Genomic DNA, 24,053 nt, shown 5'->3' with positions numbered 1-24,053 from the left:
TCACGATTCAAGCAGACTGTCGTATTGGCTTGACTACCCGCGCAACCTTTTCAATTGAACCAGTTGCTGCGATGAATCGAAGAAGTGATTCATGGTACTCCTCACCATAATACTTAATTAAATCCTCAGCGAACGAAGAAAGATAGAGCCCGAAGCTTCTCTCTTCTTCAGTGTATTGCCAAGACTTCTTATCAGATATCCCAGAAATCACCAAGAACGCATAAGTTACGGCACGAGTTCTGTGATCGGTAAACCTCTCTTTTTCAATGATTTTTAGCATAGATTCTTTATCTTGAGTCTTAAGGATCCTCGCCAGTCTATCAGCGAGACGACCAACTTCTCCCAGCGTTTCATAGGTAGGCAGCAGCGAATAAATCTTATTCATCGTTTCAAGTCTTTTTGCCTCATTAATAAGCTGAGATGGAGTCAGCTCAGTTTCTTTGCCAAAAAGAGAATCCACGATAGTTGCAGACGCAACTTGCTCAAGAAGAGATCTAGCATGGTGATCCCATAGGTCGCCGATGATCTTCCCTGCCTGATCACTTGAGCTTACAATGGAGACTTTTTCCTTTGTTAAAAAACCTTCAAGAGCCTCTTTTTCTGCGTCACTTCCCCTTAAATTAGACAAGAACGCTTTGATATTAGAACCAAAGCACCTTTCACCAATTATGAGAGTGCAACTAGCTCGACCTGAAAATCTCTTGTTCAAGTTTTCCCGATACGACTTCAAGAAGCCAGCATCTCCCACTTCACCTTCTTTATACTTCTGAACCATCGTGGCATCGATAGCAGAAACCTCCTTAATACTGCATTCAGCGCAAGAACTCATGCATTGGAATTGATGGTCTATTCGAACTTCAAAATCGCTTAATGGTTCTCTTGCCACGATTCCGCTCATAAGATGGTGTAGAAGATTCCCATCTGTGAGGCAAGATGCGCAGACAGTTATACTCAAATTTGCTGATTTCCACTGGATATTGAGTTTTGATTTTGCATCTATGGAGTGAGAACAGCATCCATGCTGGTCGAGTTCATATACCGAAGAATTGAGGACATCGGAAACATATTCGCTTGGAGCCTTCGGCACTTCACCAGAGCAAAAGAATCCAGATTCTGATGAGTAAAGATTCAGATTTTCCTTGATAGCTATATCCCAAAAGGCAAGCACTCTGAGTTCTGGAACATCAAAATACTGCACACCAATGAGTTTCTCCTTGTCAACCTTGCCTCGGACTGCATACGATATCTTGCCGACTGGTAAGTCAACAAAAGCGAGATAGGGAATTTTCCTCGCACCCTTAAGTGATATCATAGCAGCATAGCTTCTTGTGAGCTGGTCTCCCCAATTGGCAAACGACAAGATGCGATCTGTGTCTTCTCCCAACTCTGAGATTCTTCGCATTCTGGCAAGCAATTTTTCAAATGGGCATCTCTTGCATTTTGATAGGCATTTTGGAAGGAGAATTATAGGATCTTCTGCCAATTTTCTTGCTTTGTCAATGAGATCTTTCTCCAAGTTTCTTGGAGTTATCTTTATACCACGCATTCGTAAGTTTCGTTTCATAGGCAATTGCACAACACTATTGCCCATGATAAGCGTTTGCGTGGGATCGACAAAAAACATTTAACGGTAAAGAGATTCCTTTTTGTGTGAGGGATGCAGTGTCTGAAGAAAAGGCGTGCGCAAGAAGTTATCTCAAAGGTTATGAGGAAGGATTAAATGAAGCTTGGAAAGATTTAGCCTCCCTGACATCTAGGGGGCACAGTGTACCTGAAATCCAGTTACTAGTCAGATCATATCACAAGTTGATCAATGAGAAGATCGTCAAGAAAAGAAATAAGATCGAATCTGAGCTTGGTTTGCTCGATGAAGCGGCAGCCAAGGATGAAACAGAAATTCAAATTCCTACCGTTGAAGCTGGATCAGTGCAGATTCTTAAAGGAAAGGAATTTGGAAAGGCATTCGTCTATTTCAGATCCTTCATTTCGAGGGGATATGAGGGCATATGCATCACGCGATCTCATCCCAACACGATTCGCAAGAAGTACAATCTTGACGTACCGATGGTGTGGCTTACCAAGGAAGAAATACCCTCTTCAAATGGGGAAGAAAGCCAAGGACGGACATATGTTTCTCCAACAGATCTCCCAAGACTGCTTACTATTTTGAAAAACTTTATCTCATCAAAGATATCTGAGGCGCATAAAACGAACAAAATAATCTTGCTCGAGGGCGTTGAATATCTCATCACTCAAAATGACTTCAAAAATGTTCTGAAATTTCTTCAAAATTTGAAGGATCAAATAACACTTTCGAGCTCTATACTATTGCTTCCCTTGGATCCCGGAACATTCGAGCAAAAAGATCTCAATCTACTCGAACTTGAGATGAGTAAGTAAATGAGTAAGTAATTTAAGAATGGGATAAACTCTTTATTCGCTAGCTTCGTTTCATTTGCTCACAAAAATAAAAAAAGCTGTGGAAGGTTTTATCTGAGTGGCTTTTTCGTTGAATGCTTTCATCGAGAGCCTACTTGCTCATGTAGATCTCGATGGATGAAACATTGGCGCTACCGCCACCTTCCGCAGGAATGGTCTCGGTCTGTATTTTAATATCCTTAACCACAGCATCATGTATGAATCTGTTCCTGACGATCTCAGCGACATCGACCGCACGGCTGATTGCCCTTCCCCTTGCCTTAATAATGACGTCGGTCGAGCCGCTGTTGAATTGCGTCACAACAGCCAGTACATAGTTCATTGTGGGTTTTTTTCCAATGTATACCGTATTCTCGTCTGCCAATGCTAAACCTCCCTTGCAGTGGTATGCTTTGAACAATAAGCAAAACGATATTTATTTCTTTCTGGCGAACTTTCTTAAACATCTTTGATGCATAGTTTCGAGTGTTGCTGTAATAAATCGAAATCCACAAATAGTCAATGGAACTGTGAGGGGTCAAGATAGGTGATTTTTTTCTTAAGGAATTTTCTTACTTCTTTGTCAAAGACATCCTTAGTAATAAATCCTGAGGCATGCATGAGGGTATCGCCGAGATCAGGCTCAACTTTCATCGAGGCTAAACAAGGGTAATGATGGTGCGTTAGTGCTGCTTTTTCTATAAGTTCATCAAGTCTCACTCCCTTGACGTTTTCGGCGACATATTCTGTATTGCCGCAAGGTACCCCTCTGATAATTCTAATACTGTTCACAGTCTTGTTATCATGTGTCTCAATCTCTATTATTGGCTTACCGAACCATCGAGAAAATTCATCAATCGTTGGCTTATTGCTACTTTCGAGCGAGCAAAAGGGACGAGGAAATGCGAATTCGACCCCCCACTCGCTGAGAATCCTGCTAATCTGGCTCACTTGTCCAAATGACATCCATTCACTGTTATCAATGGGGGCAATGATTCCTCGGGTTTTTGAGCGACGAACAACTTCTGGTATGAGTTGCGGAGCACTTACTGTCTCAGATAGGAACAGAACAAGATCTACCTCTGGCAGACTTTCAGGAAGGTATTCTTTTGCATCATCAATGATCAATGGCAAATCCTTTTTCAGCCGCACAATCTGTATATTCCAGTAGGGGGGAGCCTTTTTCTGCAAATTCTTTGCAATCCTTTCTCCATATTCACCTTGTAATACTATTAGAATTCTAAATCCATCTGCATAGTTTTTAGGAGGTGGGGCAGTATAACTTTCTTCCTCTTTGCATAGGGGTTCTGCTGGTAACTGGGGCTCCCTGTGTCTATACCATGCGATTTTTTCGCCGAGATCTTCGACGAGTGCAGAAAAAGTCTCTATGAGTGATTCTGGAATGTCAATATCTATGGTGTCGTAAACCTCATCAGAAATAATTTCTCCTGAGTTGCGTGGTCCGCGAATTGCCACAATTCCTTGAGCTAGAACAATACGAATGTTCTGGTAGATTTTCTTGTGAGACGACTCGATGTTAGCGTACGCAACCGTCACAGGGAGATAATCAAGCTCAAGGCCGTGTTCCTTTGCAAGGATCCCAAGACCTCTAACTATGTTCTCGCCATCGAGCTTTGTAGCCAGTTGTAATCTCTTAATGACCATGAAAATCAGATCTATTTTTTTTCACTTTGTCGATCAATTTCTTAAAGGAGCTTTATTCAAGTTTTATCGCCTCAACTGGACATTCATCAACACATGAGCCGCATTCAGTGCATTCATCCGGATTTTCAACTTTTGATATACTGCCCACGATTTTGAAAACACCTGATGGGCAAACTTCCTCGCATCTTCCACAGCCAGTACACAGATCTTCATCAACTTTTGGTGGCATTGTCAAGAACCTCCTCTCGTTCGAGATAAAATAGGTCAATTTAAATTTGTCCTCTACTCAATTTTATTTAGTTGGGTATCAAGATAGAAAGTCTATCAATTATGTGTTTTCCCTAATTTGCAAGGAAACAAGGAACTTCCTCAAGTTTGTCCCATGAAATATTTCGATAATATGTGTTTCTGGCCTTTACGCAAGATCTCTGAAAGCGTTGAGGTCGATACGCCAAGGTTTCGTGCTAGTTCCTTCAGACTAACCTTTCTAGGAAAGTCAAAATACCCTTTTTCAAAAGCTATCCTCGTTATTTGTTCCTGTCTAGCAGTCAGAGCACTCTTGTCACTTACCTCTGTGACCTTTATGAGCTTTGGCTCTGCTCCAGCAATTTCAAGATTTTTCATAAGCTTCCGCAGTGATTCCTTTTCAGTAACTAATAGCGTCCATCTAAGCCGTCCATCTTTTGTGGAAGTTGATGAGATGAGAAAGGAGTCAGAATATGCAAGCAATCTGCAGACCACACAATCCGTCGTTGAAAAAATTACCAAGACTTTTCCTTTTTCAATTGGTGTGATATCAACATTGAAAATGTTGGGATTCGACTTAATAGATTCGATTATTCCAGGAAGATCTTCTTCTTTTTCAACTTCGATTTCTACAAGATCTCTTACTGTATCTCCCTGAGCAGGCTTTGATCCTATGATCTTGATGATAGATGGATAATGAGTGACCGCCTCTTTTATCCATTTATCAGGCATATTCAGAGAAATTACTGCTTCCATCATCTGAAGGCCACCCTATGGATAAAGACCTCTCAGTTCCATAGCCCTTGCAACGCGCTTCATTGCCAGTACATATGCTGCAGTTCTCATATCGACTTTTTGGCTCTTAGCAATTCCATGCACACTTGCGAAGGCTTCGGTCATCATGCGGTGCAGTTTAGTTCTTATTTCATCTAGAGACCATGAATAGAAATGAAGGTTCTGGACCCATTCGAAATAACTTACTGTTACGCCTCCCGCATTTGCGAGTATATCTGGTATGACTAAAATTCCATTTTCATAGAGAATTTTATCGGCGTCAGGGGTAGTTGGACCATTTGCCCCCTCAGCGATAATCCCCGCCCTGATTTTAGATGCGTTGTATCGTGTTATTACCCCCTCCAGCGCAGCAGGAACAAGCACATCGCAGTCCAATGTCATTAATTCCTCTTGAGAAATACTTTCAGTGCCGTCCATATCAATTACTGAGCCTGAGCGTTGTTTGTGCTCGTAGGCAGCTACTGGGTCGAGACCATCATAATTCAGTATTCCACCCTTTGAATCAGATATAGCGATAATTTTGCACCCTGCTTCCTGATGAAGTAGCCTCGCAGCGTGCCATCCCACGTTTCCATACCCCTGGATAGCGACTGTAGCTCCCTTTAGCTCCATTCCTCTCATTTTCGCTGCTTCCTGAATTATATACATTAAACCTCTAGAAGTTGCCTCATCTCGTCCTTTTGATCCACCAATTTCCAAGGGTTTGCCTGTTACAACACCTGGAATTGTATATCCTTTAATCATACTGAATGTGTCCATAATCCACGCCATTGTTTGGGAGTCTGTATACACATCAGGAGCTGGAATATCTCTTTCGGGGCCGATGAAAGAGGATATTTCTGTCGTAAAACGTCTCGTCAACCTTTCAAGCTCGCTTTTGTTTAATTCCTTTGGGTTGCATATTACGCCCCCTTTAGCGCCCCCGTATGGTAATCCCATTACAGCGCATTTCCATGTCATCCAAATGGAAAGCGCTCGAACCTCGTCTAGTGTAACATTTGGATGATATCTTATTCCGCCTTTGCAGGGCCCTCTGGCAAAATTGTGCTGGACGCGGAATCCAGTAAATATTTTGATTTCGCCGTTATCCATCTTCACAGGAAAACGAACAGTTAATTCCCGCTGTGGCTTCTTCAGGAATTCTATCATACCTTCTTCCAATCGCAGAAGCCTTCCGACATTTTCTATTTGTTCAGTAGCCATTTGATAAGGGTTCGTCACCTCCATTTTATCCACCTGCTTTAAAATTCATTAGTAGATGTTGGTATATTGCTGTTTACGGATTGGAAGATATCGATTCTATGGGTTAAATATGATGCGGTTAGCGATAATTAATGAGTAGTCTCTGATCGACAATCGCTTCGAGACGATGAAAAGTCTCTTTAGCATCGAAGGGAACACCCTTTCACCAATTTTTTCCCCTGACGTCAATTCTACCAAAGAGCAGATCACGCTCGGGCATAACAGTTCTTATTGTCGGAATCAATCAGATGGCCAGAATACTGCACTGCTTCACAATGAATAAAGGCGCCTTGGTCGCAATTCTCTGGCCTCTTTGGAATGATGGATTGCATTTTTTGGCTGACTAGGAGGAATTTTCAATGCGTCCAGGTTGTTCTAGATCAAAATCAAGGCGGCAAATCAGAAATCGTCGCATGCTAAAGGGCTCAAGTTCTTGATGACCACCAGATTCGGAATTGATTGATTCATTCGATGGAAGACTGTTAAATAACCCATATCTGATTTACTTGATGCCATGTCACACAAGATAAGGTTTCTTCCGCAGGACATTACGGTGGAAGTTAACGAAGGCGAAAAAATACTAGAAGGAGCCTTTCGAGGAGGCGTAATACTCAATAGCATATGTGGCGGAAAAGGAACCTGTGGAAAATGCAAGGTGATAGTGCAAGGTCTCCATGAGATGGAAAAAGGAAAAGAATTTTTTTCGGATGATGAATGGCTAGCAGGATATCGTCTCGCTTGCCAGACTCGTGTTCAAGGGAATCTTGAAGTGTTTGTCCCGGAGGAAATTAAGATTGCACAACATCAAATACTTATGTCATATACCATTGAGAAGCTGGGCAGACTCTCCCCATTGACCTCGACTAGATACCTTAAGTTGAAGCCGCCAAGTCTGGACGACAATATCGGTGATCTGGAACGAATTGCTCGTCATCTTTTGTCTTCCGATAAGTCTCTCAAGGCAACGCTTCGGGTGCTAAGGATTTTGGCTAGGGTATTAAGGGATAGTGATTGGAGAATAACTGCTGTGCTGGATGAAAGTAAAGATTCGAAAGTTCTCATAGATGTTAGAGAAGGAGATAAAACTCATAGAAATTTTGGAGTGGCTGTAGATATAGGAACAACGACCGTCGTTGCAAGTATTATAGATCTCTTCAATGGCGAAATCATTCGCCAAGCGTCAAGCTACAACAAGCAGATTATGTGCGGAGAGGATGTATTATCCCGAATATCATATGCAGAAGAGGGTGGATTAGAGAGGCTAAATAATCTCGTCCTCGAAACGATAAATTACCTTATTTCAGAATTGTGTGGGAACCCCGAGAATTGCGGAAAAATCGGCGAATCGATTTGTGTCGATGAGATTTCTTGTATGTCCGTAGCCGGCAATACGACAATGATTCACCTTTTTCTTGGATTAAATCCGAAATATATTCGCTATGACCCATATATTCCAACCGTCAACGCTCCTCCTGTATATCGTGCCAGTGACCTTGGAATAAACATAAATGAAGACGCTCCGGTGTACTGCGTCCCAGGAAGGGCGAGCTATGTCGGCGGAGATATCATTGCTGATGTCCTAGCCTCGGGGATGCATCTAAAGTCAGAAATCGCATTGTTGATTGATGTTGGAACAAATGGAGAAGTTGTACTAGGAAATAACGAGTGGTTGATGGCGTGTTCCTGCTCGGCTGGACCGGCATTCGAAGGCGGAGAAGTCAGATTTGGCATGAGAGCTATGACTGGTGCAATTGAGAGAATCCGAATTCTCAATGATTATGAGGTAAAGTACTCAACCATAGGTGGTGTGAAGCCAAGAGGCATCTGCGGTTCTGGTCTTATCGACCTCGTCGCAGAAATGTTTTTGAGAGGAATCATAGATAAAAAGGGGCGTATTCAGCAAGTAAGTACTCCCCGTGTAAGAATGAGCGAAAGCGGTATGGAATTTGTGGTCGCGTGGAAGGAAGAGACTTCAATAGGTAGAGACAAAATAAGAAGGTTTGACGAAGAACGCAAATTGATAGTGGAAGAGGAAAAGGGCCGGGATATAGTTATCAGTGATGACGATATAGCAAATATAATTAGAACGAAGGCAGCCATTTACGCAGCATGTAGCGTGCTACTAAAAAAAGCCAATATGGATTTTAATGATGTATCAAAGATATACATAGCTGGCGGATTTGGCAACTTCATAGATATGGAAAGAGCAATTACGATTGGATTGCTGCCAGATCTTCAAGCAGAGCGTTTCGTTTTCTTGGGTAATGGCGCTCTTGCAGGGGCGCATTTAACACTTATTTCTGAAGAAAAGAGAAAGGAGGCAAAGGCGGTCTACGAAATGATGACATATCTGGAGTTGAGCACAATCCAGGCATTTTTCGACGAGTTTTCTTCTGCAATCTTCCTTCCCCACACAGATATTGGTAAATTCCCAAGGGTTGCCGAGCTACTTAGGAAAGTCTAATCGGGAAAGCCTATGGTTTTACCACATAAGCATCGTTCTCTTTCGAACTTATGGATGTCTCGCGGGAGCTGCTCACCGCATTCACATATAATCTGATCGCTTATGATTTCGATTTTCGCGCCGCAGAAAGGACATCTAACCATAACAACCAGGCAAATTAGTCTATTCGTCATTATATATAATTAGTGCTAGACAACTGTCGAATTTACACGACACCTAACGAATATTTCTGGAGCGGATTGAAATCAGTTTCATGAAAGACTTATTATATAAAGTCTAAATTTCTATGAATGTGACTTGGAATTTTTCGGCAACATGTATAGGTTCATTGCCGCATCAGGATCAAGTTAAGGCCCTCGATCTTGTTCTAAGTAAGAAAGAGCTTATCCCATTCTGGCCACAGCTTCCAAAAAAAGGATTCTTGGAAAATATGTATGTTCAATATGCAATGCATCTGCCTGGCGTTTCTATTGATGTAGATAGAAAAAGAATAATGGTCGATCTTGATAATTATGATCCCGCTACATTTTACGAAAAAGTGATCAGTCATGATTTAGATTATTTTTGTTTTTCGAATGATAGATTTACTGGGTTCTTCGAAATGATCAGCCGCGAACCGAGGAATCTGGGTAAAATTGTAAAAGGGCAGACAACGGGCCCGATCAGTGAAGGTCTTCAGATATTCGATACGAGGAATCGGCCCGTTATCTATGATGAGAGCTATTGCGAGATCATTAGGAAGAATCTCAATATGATGACAAAGTGGCAAGTAAGAGTGCTAAGGTCAAAATACAAAGAGGTCATCATATTTCTTGACGAACCTTCACTAGCTCTTCTTGGCACACCATATGCAAGCATTAGGTGGGAAGATGCTATAGATTGGATTAATGATGTCTTTAATGGCATAGATTGTGTGAAAGGCATCCATTGTTGTGGCAATACTGATTGGTCTCAAGTTGTCAATGCTAGCATAGACATTCTATCCTTTGATGCATATGAATTCGGGCACACGGTAACACTATTTCCAGAAGAAATTTCGCGGTTTCTCGATCGAGGTGGTGTACTTGCATGGGGAATAGTGCCGAATAACGATGAATCGATTTCCAGTGTGACTATAGGATCGCTCGAAGAGAAAATGCTCTCATTGATAAGAAAATTAGTATCAAAAGGTGTTGATCAAGAATTATTGATTAGGAATTCTTTGCTGACACCTCAATGCGGACTTGGTGGGATGTCTGAAGAAAATGCAGAAAGTGCCATAGAGATTCTCTTGAGTCTTTCACGAAGACTTAAAGAAAGATTTTACCTGGGAGATGATGCATGGCTTACACGGCAGCAATAGCTGGAAAAGGAGGAGTCGGCAAATCAACAATCGCGGCACTTTTGATCAAAGCACTTGCCGAGAAATCTGGTGACGTGGTGTTAGCAGTTGATGCGGACCCAAATTCCAATCTTGGAGACAAGCTTGGTGTGAGGGTGGAGAAGACCATCGGTGATCTTCGGGAAGACCTCATTAAAAATGCTGAGCAGATCTCATCTAGTACAAGCAAGCATGAATATGTGAGGTATCAAATACAACTCGCCATGGTAGAAGGGGATCGGTTCGATCTCATTACTATGGGCAGATCCGAAGGACCAGGCTGTTATTGCTACATCAACAATGTTTTGCGAACTTTTCTCGACGAGTTGATGGATGATTATGCTTACATAGTGATTGATAATGAAGCGGGAATGGAACACCTCTCTCGGCGGACGACCAGGAAAATGGATAAGCTTATCGTTGTGTCTGATCCGACGAAATTAGGGATAGAAACTGCAATCCGGATAAGAAAGCTTGCGATGAATATGAACATTGATGTGAAGTCAAGCATGCTCATCATAAATAGATGTCCGCACGAACTTCCTCCTATCATTCAAGAAATGGCAATAGCCAGCGAGTTTTCTGAGGTGAGAAAAGTTCCTCATGACAAAAGAATTGAAGAAATGGCTGTGAACGGAGAACCTTTAATTCACATCGAAAAAACAAATCGTGCGTTCAGGGCCGTGATGGAGATTGCCAAGGATTTGAAATGATGGAAAAGATCGTACAATTAATTTCGAATCGTTGATAATAATTAAAATCATTCAAATTCAATCAAAATATCCGATGAAATGTAAAAATGGAAGAAAGGAAATTAGTAATGATTGAAGCAGTTGTAGCTTCAATCCAGAGATTTTAGAAGTTTTGGCAAGCCGCTTGATTCCTTTGGACCAACAATGACCTTTAGACCAGTAAGTTCTTGGAGTTTGCTGCTCATTCTTGCTACCATTCCCGGTATGATGATTTCACCGCGCCTTGATTTCTCCTTTGCTCCAGATGCATCAATTGCCTTCGCAACCATCTCAGGTGTTAGTTTACCAGCCGCAAACGCAGTCATCACCGATAGCCCTTCTGTATCGATGACTTGCAGCCACACTGGTATCTTGCTCTTCTCAATATCTGCCAAGACAGTGAAATAGGTTAGGGAAAAGTTTGTCGTGAAGAGAAGAGGAGATTTCTCATTGGGATTGTTTATTGCGTAAAGATCTGGTTTGACCTGAATCGGCACCTGAGGATCTGTGTAAATGTTCTGCCTTAGGACATATAGCGGAAGAGCTGTTGCTGGATCAATATCGTCGAATGCGACGACGCTCCCATATTTCATCGTAGATATGAGCCCTCGCAGAACCGCCTCCTCACCTGAACCTGCATGCACATAGATTGGATAACCCAGACCCCTAAAGATCTTCTTAACAGAGATCTTTCTGATAATTGTGCTTCTTTCAAGCAATTCTTTTAAGTTCCTCGCTCCAAAATCAAGTACGATATCTTCAACGCCAGCTGCTTTTACCTTTGCAACCAAATCGGCTAACTCGTTGAGTCCCCTGTCCTCGTAGACAACTAAAGGACATTTCAACTCCTTGGCCACGGCAGCCATTTCAGTAGCATTCGACGACGTTGCGCAATGTAATAATGGCACCTTCGCTGCAATGTTAGAGGCAGCTGCTTTCATTTTGACAGGATCGTTGCAAATGAGAACGAGCGGAAGTTCTGTGAGTGCTGCGACATCGCTCACTACCTTAGTGAACCTTTTGAGGTCTCCTGAGTCGCAACGTACCCCGATCATATCCATTTTCATCAATTGGCCTACCCTCTCAAATTTAAGAGAATGAGCCTTTTCAACTCTAGCTTTTACTTCACTGTCATTCGATGTATCTGAAATGATGAAAGCGTAGGCAGTAGGGTGAAAGAACTTCTTTTCGTGCCTGTACATTTCTGTTTCGTCTCCAATTTCGATTGCATTTGCTCCCGTACCCACCTTTACCAATCTAATCGGTGGAGCAGCAGATGCAGCGAGTGTCGCCTTCGCTTGCTCGGAAACATACGGACAGTCTTCTAATTTCGCCTTCTGGTTTGCAAGCTGCATGGCAAATGCTAGGCATGTCGGGAATTTGCATTCGCCGCAATTCTTTTTTGGCAGGAGTTTGAATATTTCCATTGCTGTGGGCATTTTATGCACCTCCTAATAGCTCGTTGATCGCTTTCTTAATGATCTGGACAGCCTTTGGACTTCTCATAATAAGCATATCTGCACCTGATATTAGTGCAGCGAGACCAGTTGTTGCTTCCCACCACGCAGCCCTCACCTCTATATCCCCGAGTGACTCGTTCTCTTCCGTCGCTTCCCTTGCCTTCCAAGCGATTGTAGTATCGCAGACCATCGGCACTTGAAGCATGCTGTCCCCCATCAAAGCTGCCAGCCTTATACGCTCGTTCACGGAATATGAATATTCAAGCCCCATTCCTAAACTAGCCATTAGTGGATCTGCTACAATGTTCTCTTTCCTGACGCCAAAGTCTGTAAGGAGTATGTTTATTTGCTTGGCAAGGTTGATATCTAGATTGGAGAACGCTATCAATGCGTGGTTGTTCGCCATGGATGCAGCAGCTATCGACTTGTATGCACTCTCTTCTGCATGGCCGAGCAGAAGTCTTTCTTTGGAACCAGCGTTACTAACTGCTTCCATAACCTTTGCATCCTTCTCTTCGTGCCCACATCCATATACAACGAGGGGTACAGGCACTGCGGCTAAGATCTTTCGGACGAGATCAGCTGCCTCCTGTGGAGACTTGTTTTCTTCTTCAGGATTTGTCGAATAGAGTTTCAGGCAGATTAGATCAACTCCGTATTTCTCAACCCAGGCTTTTGCCCATTGAACTGGGTCTTCGACTACATCGCCAAATGCTTTTCTTGCCAGTGGTGGGTAGTCTCTTAATGTGTCGACAACCTCACCAGCAATTGCTGGTCTATTAAGGATCGGCGCCTCAAAGGAGAGAAAAGGCATGCAGGATTGCCCCCCGATAACCACTTTCTTTGCCCTCGTGCCCCCCTCTTCTGCTACAGCCCCTATCACAGTAGTTCCAATTTTTCCAGTCCATTTTTCCTTTGGAATTGGTACTTCAACCATATTCGTTCCTCCTATTTATTGCAACAATGGTGGCATCTTCAATGCTGGGTGATCTACCTTAACCATCCATTCCATCAGTCCCTCAGCGTCAGTGCAAACAGTCTCGTCAGCGATTTTTTCTACAAAATCTGGCATTCCAAGTTCTTCGCTTCTTCTCTTGAGATCGTCTCTCATTGCCTCTTTCAGATCTTTTGGCATCCATGCTATTCTAAAGAACCCCCCATCTGCAGAAATAAACTTCTTACTCACTAGGTATTTTCTGCCCACTCCGATAAATCCTGGCGTCTGCTTACCTCCGCCAACGGACCCTGCTAACGTAGAAAACTTCATTCCGATGGGCGTCATGCCTGGGTATTCTCTGTTCACCACAATAACTGCTTGCATATCAGCAGTCATTGCAACTATACATTCGAAGCATCCGCAGCTGGTCATCGGGTCTTCCATCATCGTGTACGCGTTGAATCTTTCAATCTTGTGATGACTAAATTCAAATACCGCACTATTTACACCAACCCATGAACCTTTGACGGAATCAATCGTTTGACCCTTGGGAATCGGCTGATTTGGTCCAGTCGGAGCTATTTCATTACTTGCTTTGGCATCGAGCCAGTTTATTGCACCGCAGAGACCAAGTCGCTCAGGTGTAATTACACATACATGATCCGGTGCAAAAGATTGGCATAGCGTGCAACTGTAGAAGGTATCAACGGTTTCGTCAGTAAGTCCTGCCATTCTCGCATCTCTCTTTGCATAAGTTTCGAGGGCCTCTGGAAGTCGTTTTCTAATTTCTTGCTCATCTGTGATTATCGTCACTTGTACGCGACTTATGATGCTACCGAATTCTTCCTTCATCTTTGTAATAAGAATATCCCCAAAGTGTTTGAATCTTAGACCCGCCTTAACTGCACTCTTGCTCAATCGGATCCAAAGGATATTTCTCTGTCCCGTATGCCACGCTCCTTCAGCAAAGTTAATGAACTGATGTATTCGCCTCTCGAGCACGGCCTCGAAATCCTCTTGCATCTTCTTACCGTAGACCTCAACAATGATTGCAAGAGGTGTTTTGCCCCCTTCCTCCATCTCATCAACATCTTTTCCAATAACTGTAATTTTGCCATCTTCAACTTCGTCTTCATTGCGCATTTTCAGCAATTCAAAGGCAAGTGTCTTCGCTGCGCCACCAGCTTCGATGTATGTATCTGGCCGTCTTACGGTTTCGCCTTCAAAGGCTGGCCCATAGGCAACCGGAATGTTCACAGGTGCAAGCTTTACCTTAATTCCTCTAATTTCAATTGCTGTCTGGATCATCTTGTTGTAGTCTTTCTGGACAACATATTTGTCCGGGATTTGTTCTATTTCTTGATCTGTGATTGTTGGCGATCCATTAAATAGCACCGCAAATTCTGCAGCTGCCTTGATGTGGTCAATTGGCCCCATTTGCAGAACGAAGACCTTTGGTCTCTTTGACAAATATTTGTAAAGATTTTCCCTGTCTCCTCTTTTTATTCCACCAAACGAAAGCGCTGCCCTTATGGCAAAATTAAGTCCGTGTATCGCTTGGGTAAACTCTCCCACTGGGTATAGCATTCGGTCGAGCCCCATCTTAATGTTCTCGTCTTTCAACTGTCTTATAGTATCAAAAGTTGCAATGATCAACATCCCCTTACTTTGGCAATCTCTTACGATCTTAGCAAGCTCTTTCGAATCCTTTGCACATCCGACGAGCACGGCACAACCAGGAATGGTATCATCTACGAATGCGATACCCAATTCCCTTAACGTCCTGTCGGGCACGAAGCCACAATAGAGTGTTCCTTCGTATGGCTTATCAGTGTCTATATATTTCAAGGCCTCAACGATCTCGGCTGCAATCATTGTAGCCTCACCAGCAATCAGCGCGTTTTCTAATGTTGGCTCCTCTCTGATCTTGCTTCGAACTTTTCCAAGAATTGGTGGGATATCACCCAACTTCTTGACCTCTCTTCCATCCCAAGCGTAAATAGATGGCAACTCATATCCCGTGTCAGGATATTCTATTTTCTGATCGTATCCATACTTCTCGATTGCAACGCTAAGGAGCTGGTCTGCGTATCCTGTTGCAATAATCGCACCCTCTATGGCCATTTCATAAAGTCTCTTCTGGCTTATGGGGTTCCCGCTCTCAACAACATAATTGTGATCGAGATCAAGTATCCATCGCCTATATTCGATTGTATTAAGAAGTTTCTTAGCGGCCTTGAACGGATCTCTTTCAAAGATAAAGTAACCCCCGTACACATCTCTAGCTGTGTTTTCTAGGACTTCCGTGACGAGAGAGGATCCATAAATGTAATTTATGGTTCCGACGTGTACTGGAAGACCAAGGGCCACTGCCCAAGTTCCTATCGAGACAGCTTTCTCGTGATTGGCTTCTGGTGCACTTGCAACAAATGGAATCTGGTGAACATCTACGCCAAACCTCTCAGCTAGTGCTGTAGCGAAATTCGCAGATCTAGTGTTGTCAACACACGAACCCATGTGCCATATAGGGGGCAATTGCACGCCATTCTTTTCGCCAAGTTCCTTAAGGAATTTTCTCAGACCTTCACCAGCATACTTCTCTGTAGCCTCGGATGAGAGAAGTCCCTGCTTAGCGAAAGCGCCGGCGGAGCATCCAGTTGCAAGAACAAGCACATTGTTCTTGATTAGGGTCTTTGCGATTGTAATATGGTTGTAATCTTGTATAGCCTTCTGGTTATTGCATCCAGCCATAAGAGCTATGCCTCTGATAATTCCACTCCTAATACTCTCGACAATATACATCAGTGGATCATCAGGATAGAATTTAGCGCATAACTCTTCAATTTGCTCGAGACTGAATCCCGCAATCACTTCAAATTTGACCTCTGGAACATGAGCTTTTGTTTTATCCCTCTTCTTAAATGCTTCGATTGCCATCTGAATAATCGTTTTTGCGCTCTTTTCAGCGTCCTCTTCTCGGAATTGAACATGAGTTGCGTAAGGTATATGGACATTAGGCATTGTCGTGATCATCTCGGTGTGCAGGCACGAACAAATCTCTGCCACGGATGGCATGACGCATTGATAGTCAACTACCATAAGGTCGACGACACCTGTTGCCAGCACAAGCTCCTGCGATGCAAAATTCGAAGCCATTGCAACTCCTTTTCTCATCAGAGTTTCATTTCCCGTGCAACATATACCGACAATATTTATGCCAGTTGCGCCGGCCGCTCTCGCCTCATTCTCCATTTCCCTTGCAATGTCAACAATAATATCACTCAGCACTGGGTTGTGTCCGTGTACTGCGATGTTTACAGCATCCGGTTTCAATGCTCCAAGGTTAGCGTATGTGCGAACTAATCTCGGCGTCCCAAAAAGTATGTCAGATAAATCTGTTGATATCTGCATACCATTGTAGTCAGCTATCGCACATTTTATGCCGCCAAAGAGTATCGGCACAGGATCGGCATCGCAACCAAGCGTGGTGCGATGCATTACGTCTGAAATGGCATGGTCAATGTTATCGGGCATGACACCTTTTTCTTCGAATAGTTTCGTCCTGGCTTTAGTGATGGTTGTTGTCGTAAACGTAAGTGGTTTTCTCTCATATCTTGAATAATCTTCTAACGCTTCAATTACGACTCTTTTCGCCAGCCCATTTACATCAGGCGTATCGGCGTCAAGGCCAAGTCTCCTAGCCACACGTCTAAGCTTATCGTGATCCTTTATTCTATAGGCTGGCGCCTTCCCCTCAAGCGCTTTCAGCATCGTTTCCGCTATGTGTCTCCCGTGACCGGAATGCGCGGCAGCACCGCCTGCAATGTTTCTAATAATGTTTCTCGCGACAATGGTATAATCTCTTGCTCCACAAATCCCTTTGTTCGGCTCTCCCCCAAATGGATCGATTCTACACGGTCCTTGTAAGCAGTTGCGACAGCATATACCCAATTCTCCAAAGCCACACTGGGGTAGCTGTGTTTCGTAGCGATCCCAAATCGTTTCAATTTTCACTTCAGATGCGATGGATATTATCTGTTGCGCAGTCGTGTCGTACGTTTTTGTTGGGCAGGTTCTCACATTTGATTCCATATTTTTACCCTCCTATCCTCCCTCGTAAATTATTTGATTTTTCATTAAGGGATTGAATTTCAATCCCTCTTCAAGCATCGAAACTGTCAGATGCTTGATCTTGTAACATGGAAACGCATCACCATTGATTCTTTGAAAAAGTCGTTTAGAAATGAGCCATGGTTTGCGGGAATTACGCATACAATATGCCATATTTAGGATGAAGTATTTAAAATAAGAAAATAAACCAGTCCGGCGCAAATGCGGGTATTTCTTTTTACTTTCTATTTGAACCATGCGCTTCACTCTTGAGTTTTTCATACTGTGGAATTACTGCATCTTTTGGGATTCTCTTCTCGCTTCTTTCTCGACGTGTGTCGAAATATGACCAATCTCAGGCCGCATTCTAGCACGCGCTCCGCAGCAGTTTGTGGTGAACTCATCCGATTTGAAATTGGAAAGTTGTAGTCCTTATCGCGCAAAGAGACTGAGATGCTGGTCAAATCCAATACCCCTTGTCTAGTTCAAATTTAACTCGGAAAATACTTACTGGTATATAGTTTTATACCATTAAGAATGAAAATCGTTGATTAACGAATATAATCTTCGATCATCGTCTCAAGGTATTCCTGAAAAAATTAGCTTTAAGTCATGTCCAAATCTCAATGGTATCACGATGCTGCAGTTGCTTTTGCAATCTCGATCGCTACCAAGGAATTCATACCTGATTTGCATTTCGGCAATCATGTCCAGCATCCGAGGATGGTTAAGAACTAAACAGATGTTATGGTATCTCGATTTTTTTTATTTTTACTAATTCATACTTTCCCTTGAGTGCTGAGATCCTTTCAACTAGAACTTTTCTTAGATCCTCTAAATCTGTGCCTGATTTTGTCATGTCCCCCACAAGTTCAAGCGTCATTGTATCGTAGTAAACGAGGACCTTGGTATAAACTGAAACCAAATTTATATTGTATTTTGCTAGTATACTAGTGACTTCATATATAGCCCCAGGCTTATCTGGTATTATGAAATCGATTTCAGCAAGAGTTGTTTCAGGGTTGAGAAATGTGATCGAAAGAACCCAAGCATCCGTATCTCCCACCATCATCACGACTTGACCATCGGATATGCCTTCAATCATTCTCAAATATTCTGATGGAATTTCAAATTCCCCATTGCGGATGATTGAAGGTGTCCTGTGGATTTTTCTCATTGTTCGCGTCCTAACCGATGTGTTCGATGGAACGACACCTTTTGTATATCGATCGCTTATATGGGATGGTTTGATCTCCATTGCCTCAACTTTGTCTATGAGTGGCGACCCTTCTTGTTTCAACCTTGAGAATTCTTCCAGGAGCGTTTCATAGCTTCCGTAATAGCTAAGATCGACTAGCATTTTCCACATCATACATACATTTGAAATTACGCTAAGTGAAACTGAGTTTAGAATATCGATGTTGCGATCTCCCAAGAATTTTGCAATCTGAGCACAAGCGCCTGGGACGTCTAGCATATAGAATGTTGCATCACATATCTCGCGGTAATTCTCTGGTCCAAATGTTGAAAGGACAATTTCGTAGCTAGTTCTGCCATTATAATCATACCTGAACATTGAGCTGAAAACCTGGCTCCCATTAACAAGTCCTAATGGTTGACCTATTTTTTCACTAATCTTTATTTTTGATCCTTTTAGTCGTCCAAAGTCCCACAGTCTCATTCTAAAGCCCGAGCCTCCAATATGATTATCGTTGATAAAATTTGTCATTCCACTCTTGATATGATCCAAAGAGTTGGGAATGACGTTTCTTATCTATTGTCCTTTAAACAATAAGTCTGGAATTTTTTGTAGCCTGCCGGTACATCTTGACATTCACAAATCTCTGTCCTTATCAAAGATTTATCCTTGGAAATGCAGAAAGAGGAAAAAGCTTAGCGAGCACCAAGCAGCTTCCTCGACGCTATGATACTAATACACAAAAGAACAAGAGCGAAGACCGACAGCCCACCGATATCTGTCCAGATGCCATATATTGGATTTGGATTGTGGAATACAAAGATTCTTGCCGCATCAACCGCTAGCGTGAGTGGATTGTAGTTCGCAACAGTTTTGAGCCAATCGGGCATGAGTGTCGTCGGGAACAGTGCTGCTGAGGCAAACATAATAGGTAAATTTAATAGATTTATCACAGCAAAAAGTGTGTCTTGATTTTCGACCGCAAGGGCAATCGTTATGAAAAGCGATGCGAAAGCAACAGCAAGCAAGAGCATTACAACGATCAACCCTACAAAGTCTATAGCCATGAAATCTGGAGAAAGGGATAATCCTGTCAAGCCGGGGACGTATGCGAAGAGAAGCGCAATTAGAAATACAATGAGCATTTGGATCATTGCCCTTATAACTGTTGAGCCGATTCTCGACACAGGAATAACGCCTCTTGGAATTGGCGATGCGCGAAGCTTATCTAAGAATCCGAATCTTCTATCCCAGACTATCGACGTTCCACCGAACATGCATGTGAACAGTACTATCACGGCAAACATTCCCACAGCCATATATGAGAAATAATCTGGTGCTCCGGCAAATATGATCGATAAATCTGGTTGAGGGAATGATCCTGGTGGCAAATCAGTTGGCATGAAGAGCTTGTTCAATTGAAACGCCTGCCCGAAAAGTCCGAGCCATACAATTGGCTGAAGTAGAGCCATAAATATCTGAATCTTCACCCGATACCAATGTTTCAACTCTCTTACGGTAAGTGCCCAGGTTTGTTTGAGAAAGCTTGCGTTAATCATCTATCTTCTCCTCCTCGCTTGAAGAGCAGCAGCCCTACGCTGGAACCTTCCAACAGGACTTGAGTGCTCTGAGTCTCTGAGAGACTTACCAGTGTATTCAAGGAACACTTGGTCTAGGTTCGGCCGTTCTAGGTGCACTTTGCCGACGCTGTATCCTCTTTCAACTATCGATTTGAGAAGTAATGGGATGACTTTTTCTCCATTTATGGCCTTAATTCTATAACCTTCTCCGTCCTTTTTAACCTCCACAACCCCATCAACTTCCTTTATTAAATTGCTGATCTCCGGATCACCATCTATGCTAATCTCAATAACATCGCCACCGATCGATCGCTTGAGGGTCTCAGGAGAATCGAGCGCCATAATACGGCCATGATCGATAATTGCAATGCGATCACACAATGCATCTGCCTCTTCAAGATAGTGCGTTGTCATGAAAATCGTCATATTGTAATTTCTCTTGAGTTCTTTGATGTAATCCCATATGACTGCTCTTGTTTGAACGTCGAGTCCGAGCGTAGGCTCGTCCAAGAAAAGAATCGACGGTCTGTGAATTAACCCTTCAGCGAGTTCTAGTCGTTTTCTCATTCCACCAGAATAAGTCTTAACAAGCCTGTCTGCCGCTTCCTTAAGCTTCACAAGTGAAAGGAGTTCTTCCACTCTTTCGATAGCCTCCTTCTTCGGAACGCCATATAAATCTGCCTGGAGCAACATATTTTCGCGACCAGTTAGGTCATCATCGACCGTTAATTCCTGCGGAACAAGACCAATGAGTTTCCTAACTTCATAAGCCTCTTTCAAGACATCATGGCCAAGAATGCGAGCACTTCCACTCGTAGGTTTCAACAGTGTTGTGAGGATTGAAATTGTAGTTGTTTTACCGGCTCCGTTCGGACCGAGGAATCCAAAGATTTCACTTTCCTCCACACTGAAACTAATACCATCGACTGCGCGCACTGATCCATTGAAGATCTTAACGAGGTTTTCGACTTCAATAACGGATGTCAACTAAGGTCGCCCCCTGTTTGTTTGAGAATTTTCCGAGTGTTTTCCAATTCTTCCTGGACGTTGATGAGCTTTGAGAGCAGGGCCTCTCTTATTGCAGTTAGCTTTTCAAATTTTTCTATAAGATCTTCAGACTCTAAGTCAAATCCAGAGAGTAAAGAAAGGATTCTTCCATTGGATGTTTCATTTCTAATGGATGCGGCTGCCTTTGCAAGGATGTTCAAATAACAAATAGTGACTTCGATATCAGAGGGAATTTTCGAAAGGGTTTGGCTTATAAAGGACTCTCCTTCAGGTGTCAGTCTATAATATTCCGTCTCTCCTGCAACCTCCGACTCGATTAGCCCATGATTTTCAAGTCTTTTGAGTGCTGGATAAATCGATCCTGTCTGGGGATTCCATAGATTTTTGAAATCTTCTCTTATTCTTTTTAGAATTTCGTACCCGTACATAGGCTTCTCCCGTAGTGCAATCAGCATGACGAGTTGCAAGGGGCTTATTTTCTTATCTTTATAATAATACGTTTTTCCAATCATCGTTCTTGCCACCTCTTTCCAGGTGCAATCCATTTGATAAGTTGCATGTCGGCTGCAAAGTTTTGAATTCTGATTTTCATTAAGTTTTGCGGAACTTAATAGGGCACAACTATAAGAAGCTTACATCCCCAGTACCCGCATATAATTGCGAAATTGTAAGATTCTGATATATTTACAAAAAACAGTCAATTTAATAATGGAGAAAAACTCGCAATTGTGTTGGCCCTTTTGATAGATTATTCAATGATAAATTATTCAATGTCTCAAAATACCATCTCCTAATGTTTTCCTTTTTATAATCTGGAAGTACTCACAGGATACAAAATTTCGAATACGATCTAAAAGGCTTTATGGTTCTCAAAGTATTGCCTAATTGGAGGATCTGCGATGGCATATGAATGTATCCTTTTAGATATAGAAGAGCCGTTTGCAACAATAACAATCAATAGGCCAAAAGCTTTGAATGCCCTGAGTACAACTGTACTTCGAGAACTCAGGGAAGCTTTGGAAAAATGCGAGAAAGATGAGAAAGTCAAAGTGGTGATACTCACGGGAGCAGGTGAAAAAGCTTTTGTGGCAGGGGCTGATATTGCAGAAATGAGCTCTCTCGGTCCTTTAGATGCAAAGAGCTTTTCGGAATATGGAAATAGTGTTTTTCGTTATATCGAAAAAATGTCGAAACCCGTAATAGCTGCTATAAATGGCTATGCCCTTGGAGGCGGTTGCGAATTGTTGATGGCGTGCGACATCGTTATTGCTTCTGAAAGGGCTAAAATCGGTCAACCAGAGGTGAAGCTAGGAATTCCGCCGGGTTTCGGTGGAACCCAGAGGATGTCTCGGCTTATCGGTAAAATGAAGGCAAAGGAATTGATTTTTACAGGGGAGATGATCGATGCACAGGAAGCATACAGAATTGGTCTCGTGAATAGAGTGGTTCCAGCAGAAAAATTGATAGAGGAAGCAAAGAATATTGCAAAACTGATTGCTTCAAGAGGCCAGATTGCAGTTAGAATGGCGAAGCAGCTCATTAATGAAGGAATTAATATTGATTTAGACAGCGGTCTTACACTTGAAGCAAAAGGCTTTGCGTTGTGCTTCTCGACTGGGGATCAGAAAGAAGGAATGAAGGCATTTCTCGAAAAACGAGAAGCTAAATTCACTGGGAAGTAGCTTCTACCTCGTCCAATATCTTTTTGAGTTTTCTTACGGCGATCGCAACATCGTCCGTCCCTTTTATATCAAGTGGCGATACGCCCATAAGATCAGCTTCGATTAACATTCTATTAAATGGAATAGTCGTAGCTACAGAGAGTTCAAGATTTTCCATTTCCTGCTGTAGTTTTTGCTTTTCCGTTTCAGATGAAATTTTGTTCAAAACTGCCATCATTCTTTTTATTCCAATTTGAGATGCCAGCGTTTTGATCCTTCCAGCTGTTTCTACCGATCTCATTCCCGGTTCGACCACCACAAGCATGACATCCATATTTTTCGAACTTGCCCTGCCGAGATGTTCCAATCCTGCCTCCATGTCCATAATAAGATACTGATTTCTTTCCAAGACGAGGTATCTTACTAGATTTTTCAACAGCGCACTTTCAGGGCAAAAACATCCGCTACCGCCTGTGCTTATAGTTCCTAGAACAAGAAGTCGTACCCCATCTTTTCCTTCAACGGCATACCTGGATGCAATGTCATCCACCTTTGGATTAATAGAAAAAACGCCACCATAACTTGAACCAGGTCGTACGCCTGTTCTTTCTTCTATAAGATCAAGCATCTGAGAGAGTGGCGTTATTTTCTTTTGCACCTCTTTATCCACGCCTACGACACTGGCAAGGTTCGACGCCGGATCCGCATCCAAAACCAATACCTCCTTACCTTCTCTTCCGTAAAGTCTCGCCAATATTCCCGCTACCGTGGTCTTACCCACTCCCCCCTTGCCAGAAACCGCAATTTTCAATGCCATCTAGACCCTCTTAAACACGACTCCATGACTCAAGAGATTTGCCTCTTTGAGGACCACACCTTCCAAAGTCAGTCTTTCTCCAATGATATTAATACAAACAACAGTCTGACCATCCATCACAATTCTCGTAACATCTTTCATGACTTCCTTTACTTCACCCCTCTCTTCCAAAAATACTGATGATTCACACATATATGCGTGATCAGATTGCAGGATATTTACTTTTTATTGCATGGCAGAAAAAAGATATTGCCGTAAAGAATACGGATCCAGTTTCATTCTGGCCTTCGGAATATAATTGAAGCGGCGATAATGGGAGCTGTGTCAATTAAACACTTGTCAGATGTATTGTAATTTTGTG

The 24,053-nt window shown here is 42.7% G+C and carries 20 protein-coding genes; 5 read left to right on the top strand and 15 right to left on the bottom strand.

The window, feature by feature from the left end; all coding sequences use genetic code 11:
* Positions 1-7 precede the first annotated feature (7 nt).
* Positions 8-1,564 carry a hypothetical protein gene (locus QW087_06255; protein MEM2944321.1) on the bottom strand — a complete coding sequence of 519 codons (1,557 nt, stop codon included), beginning with the start codon at positions 1,562-1,564 and terminating at the stop codon, positions 8-10.
* Between the two features lie 98 nt (positions 1,565-1,662).
* Here QW087_06255 and QW087_06250 point away from each other — a divergent pair, with 98 nt between their 5' ends.
* On the top strand, positions 1,663-2,400 hold the full coding sequence (locus QW087_06250; GenBank protein ID MEM2944320.1) for a DUF835 domain-containing protein: 738 nt from the start codon (positions 1,663-1,665) through the stop codon (positions 2,398-2,400).
* A 130-nt stretch (positions 2,401-2,530) separates the two neighbouring features.
* Here QW087_06250 and albA read toward each other — a convergent pair whose 3' ends face one another.
* From albA to QW087_06225, 5 genes are all read right to left on the bottom strand, one after another.
* Positions 2,531-2,803, bottom strand: coding sequence for a DNA-binding protein Alba (gene albA / locus QW087_06245; protein MEM2944319.1), 273 nt, complete (start codon positions 2,801-2,803; stop codon positions 2,531-2,533).
* Positions 2,804-2,937: 134 nt separating this feature from the next.
* A complete protein-coding gene (locus QW087_06240) occupies positions 2,938-4,083 on the bottom strand; it encodes a DUF166 family protein (GenBank protein ID MEM2944318.1) in 1,146 nt (381 codons plus the stop codon).
* Positions 4,084-4,135: 52 nt separating this feature from the next.
* Positions 4,136-4,312, bottom strand: coding sequence for a ferredoxin family protein (locus QW087_06235; protein MEM2944317.1), 177 nt, complete (start codon positions 4,310-4,312; stop codon positions 4,136-4,138).
* Between the two features lie 140 nt (positions 4,313-4,452).
* On the bottom strand, positions 4,453-5,088 hold the full coding sequence (locus QW087_06230) for a helix-turn-helix domain-containing protein (protein ID MEM2944316.1): 636 nt from the start codon (positions 5,086-5,088) through the stop codon (positions 4,453-4,455).
* 12 nt (positions 5,089-5,100) lie between these two features.
* Entirely contained in the window at positions 5,101-6,351 is a 1,251-nt protein-coding gene (locus QW087_06225; protein ID MEM2944315.1) for a Glu/Leu/Phe/Val dehydrogenase, read from the bottom strand.
* 529 nt (positions 6,352-6,880) lie between these two features.
* Here QW087_06225 and QW087_06220 point away from each other — a divergent pair.
* The 3 genes from QW087_06220 (at position 6,881) to QW087_06210 (ending at position 10,903) form a co-directional block, all read left to right on the top strand.
* Positions 6,881-8,830 (top strand): ASKHA domain-containing protein, encoded by a 1,950-nt coding sequence (locus QW087_06220; protein ID MEM2944314.1) that lies wholly within the window; start codon positions 6,881-6,883, stop codon positions 8,828-8,830.
* A gap of 292 nt (positions 8,831-9,122) precedes the next feature.
* Entirely contained in the window at positions 9,123-10,172 is a 1,050-nt protein-coding gene (locus tag QW087_06215; GenBank protein ID MEM2944313.1) for a hypothetical protein, read from the top strand.
* Positions 10,151-10,903 carry an AAA family ATPase gene (locus QW087_06210; GenBank protein ID MEM2944312.1) on the top strand — a complete coding sequence of 251 codons (753 nt, stop codon included), beginning with the start codon at positions 10,151-10,153 and terminating at the stop codon, positions 10,901-10,903. Before QW087_06215 ends, QW087_06210 begins: the two co-directional genes overlap by 22 nt.
* A 128-nt stretch (positions 10,904-11,031) precedes the next feature.
* Here the strand turns inward: QW087_06210 and acsC are convergent, their stop codons facing one another.
* From acsC to QW087_06175, 7 genes are all read right to left on the bottom strand, one after another.
* Entirely contained in the window at positions 11,032-12,360 is a 1,329-nt protein-coding gene (gene acsC / locus QW087_06205; protein MEM2944311.1) for an acetyl-CoA decarbonylase/synthase complex subunit gamma, read from the bottom strand.
* 1 nt (position 12,361) lies between these two features.
* Positions 12,362-13,318 (bottom strand): CO dehydrogenase/acetyl-CoA synthase subunit delta, encoded by a 957-nt coding sequence (gene cdhD, locus QW087_06200; GenBank protein ID MEM2944310.1) that lies wholly within the window; start codon positions 13,316-13,318, stop codon positions 12,362-12,364.
* 15 nt (positions 13,319-13,333) lie between these two features.
* Positions 13,334-17,410 (bottom strand): acetyl-CoA decarbonylase/synthase complex subunit alpha/beta, encoded by a 4,077-nt coding sequence (acsB, locus tag QW087_06195; protein ID MEM2944309.1) that lies wholly within the window; start codon positions 17,408-17,410, stop codon positions 13,334-13,336.
* Positions 17,411-18,173: 763 nt separating this feature from the next.
* Complete coding sequence (locus QW087_06190) at positions 18,174-19,109, bottom strand: ACT domain-containing protein (protein ID MEM2944308.1); 936 nt, start codon at positions 19,107-19,109, stop codon at positions 18,174-18,176.
* Between the two features lie 212 nt (positions 19,110-19,321).
* Positions 19,322-20,185 (bottom strand): ABC transporter permease, encoded by an 864-nt coding sequence (locus QW087_06185; GenBank protein ID MEM2944307.1) that lies wholly within the window; start codon positions 20,183-20,185, stop codon positions 19,322-19,324.
* Positions 20,186-21,193: an ATP-binding cassette domain-containing protein gene (locus tag QW087_06180; GenBank protein MEM2944306.1), complete on the bottom strand. Its 1,008-nt coding sequence runs from the start codon at positions 21,191-21,193 to the stop codon at positions 20,186-20,188.
* The gene (locus QW087_06175) at positions 21,190-21,726 is read right to left on the bottom strand and encodes a PadR family transcriptional regulator (GenBank protein MEM2944305.1); all 537 of its coding nucleotides are present in this window, start codon (positions 21,724-21,726) and stop codon (positions 21,190-21,192) included. The genes QW087_06180 and QW087_06175 overlap by 4 nt, the downstream gene beginning before the upstream one ends.
* A 387-nt stretch (positions 21,727-22,113) precedes the next feature.
* Here QW087_06175 and QW087_06170 point away from each other — a divergent pair, with 387 nt between their 5' ends.
* Entirely contained in the window at positions 22,114-22,896 is a 783-nt protein-coding gene (locus tag QW087_06170; protein MEM2944304.1) for an enoyl-CoA hydratase-related protein, read from the top strand.
* On the opposite strand, the gene QW087_06165 is transcribed toward QW087_06170, so the two are convergent.
* Together QW087_06165 and QW087_06160 are read right to left on the bottom strand one after the other, a co-directional pair.
* Positions 22,883-23,692, bottom strand: a complete 810-nt coding sequence (locus tag QW087_06165; protein ID MEM2944303.1) for an ArsA-related P-loop ATPase — start codon at positions 23,690-23,692, stop codon at positions 22,883-22,885. The two genes, QW087_06170 and QW087_06165, sit on opposite strands and share 14 nt — an antisense overlap.
* Positions 23,693-23,884 carry a CooT family nickel-binding protein gene (locus tag QW087_06160; protein ID MEM2944302.1) on the bottom strand — a complete coding sequence of 64 codons (192 nt, stop codon included), beginning with the start codon at positions 23,882-23,884 and terminating at the stop codon, positions 23,693-23,695.
* Positions 23,885-24,053: the final 169 nt, after the last annotated feature.

It is taken from the genome of Methanomassiliicoccales archaeon, assembly GCA_038850735.1.
Classification (GTDB): Archaea; Thermoplasmatota; Thermoplasmata; order Methanomassiliicoccales; family JACIVX01; genus JACIVX01.
Note: the sequence above shows the minus strand (reverse complement) of the source record. Positions and strands in the feature narration are given on the sequence as shown.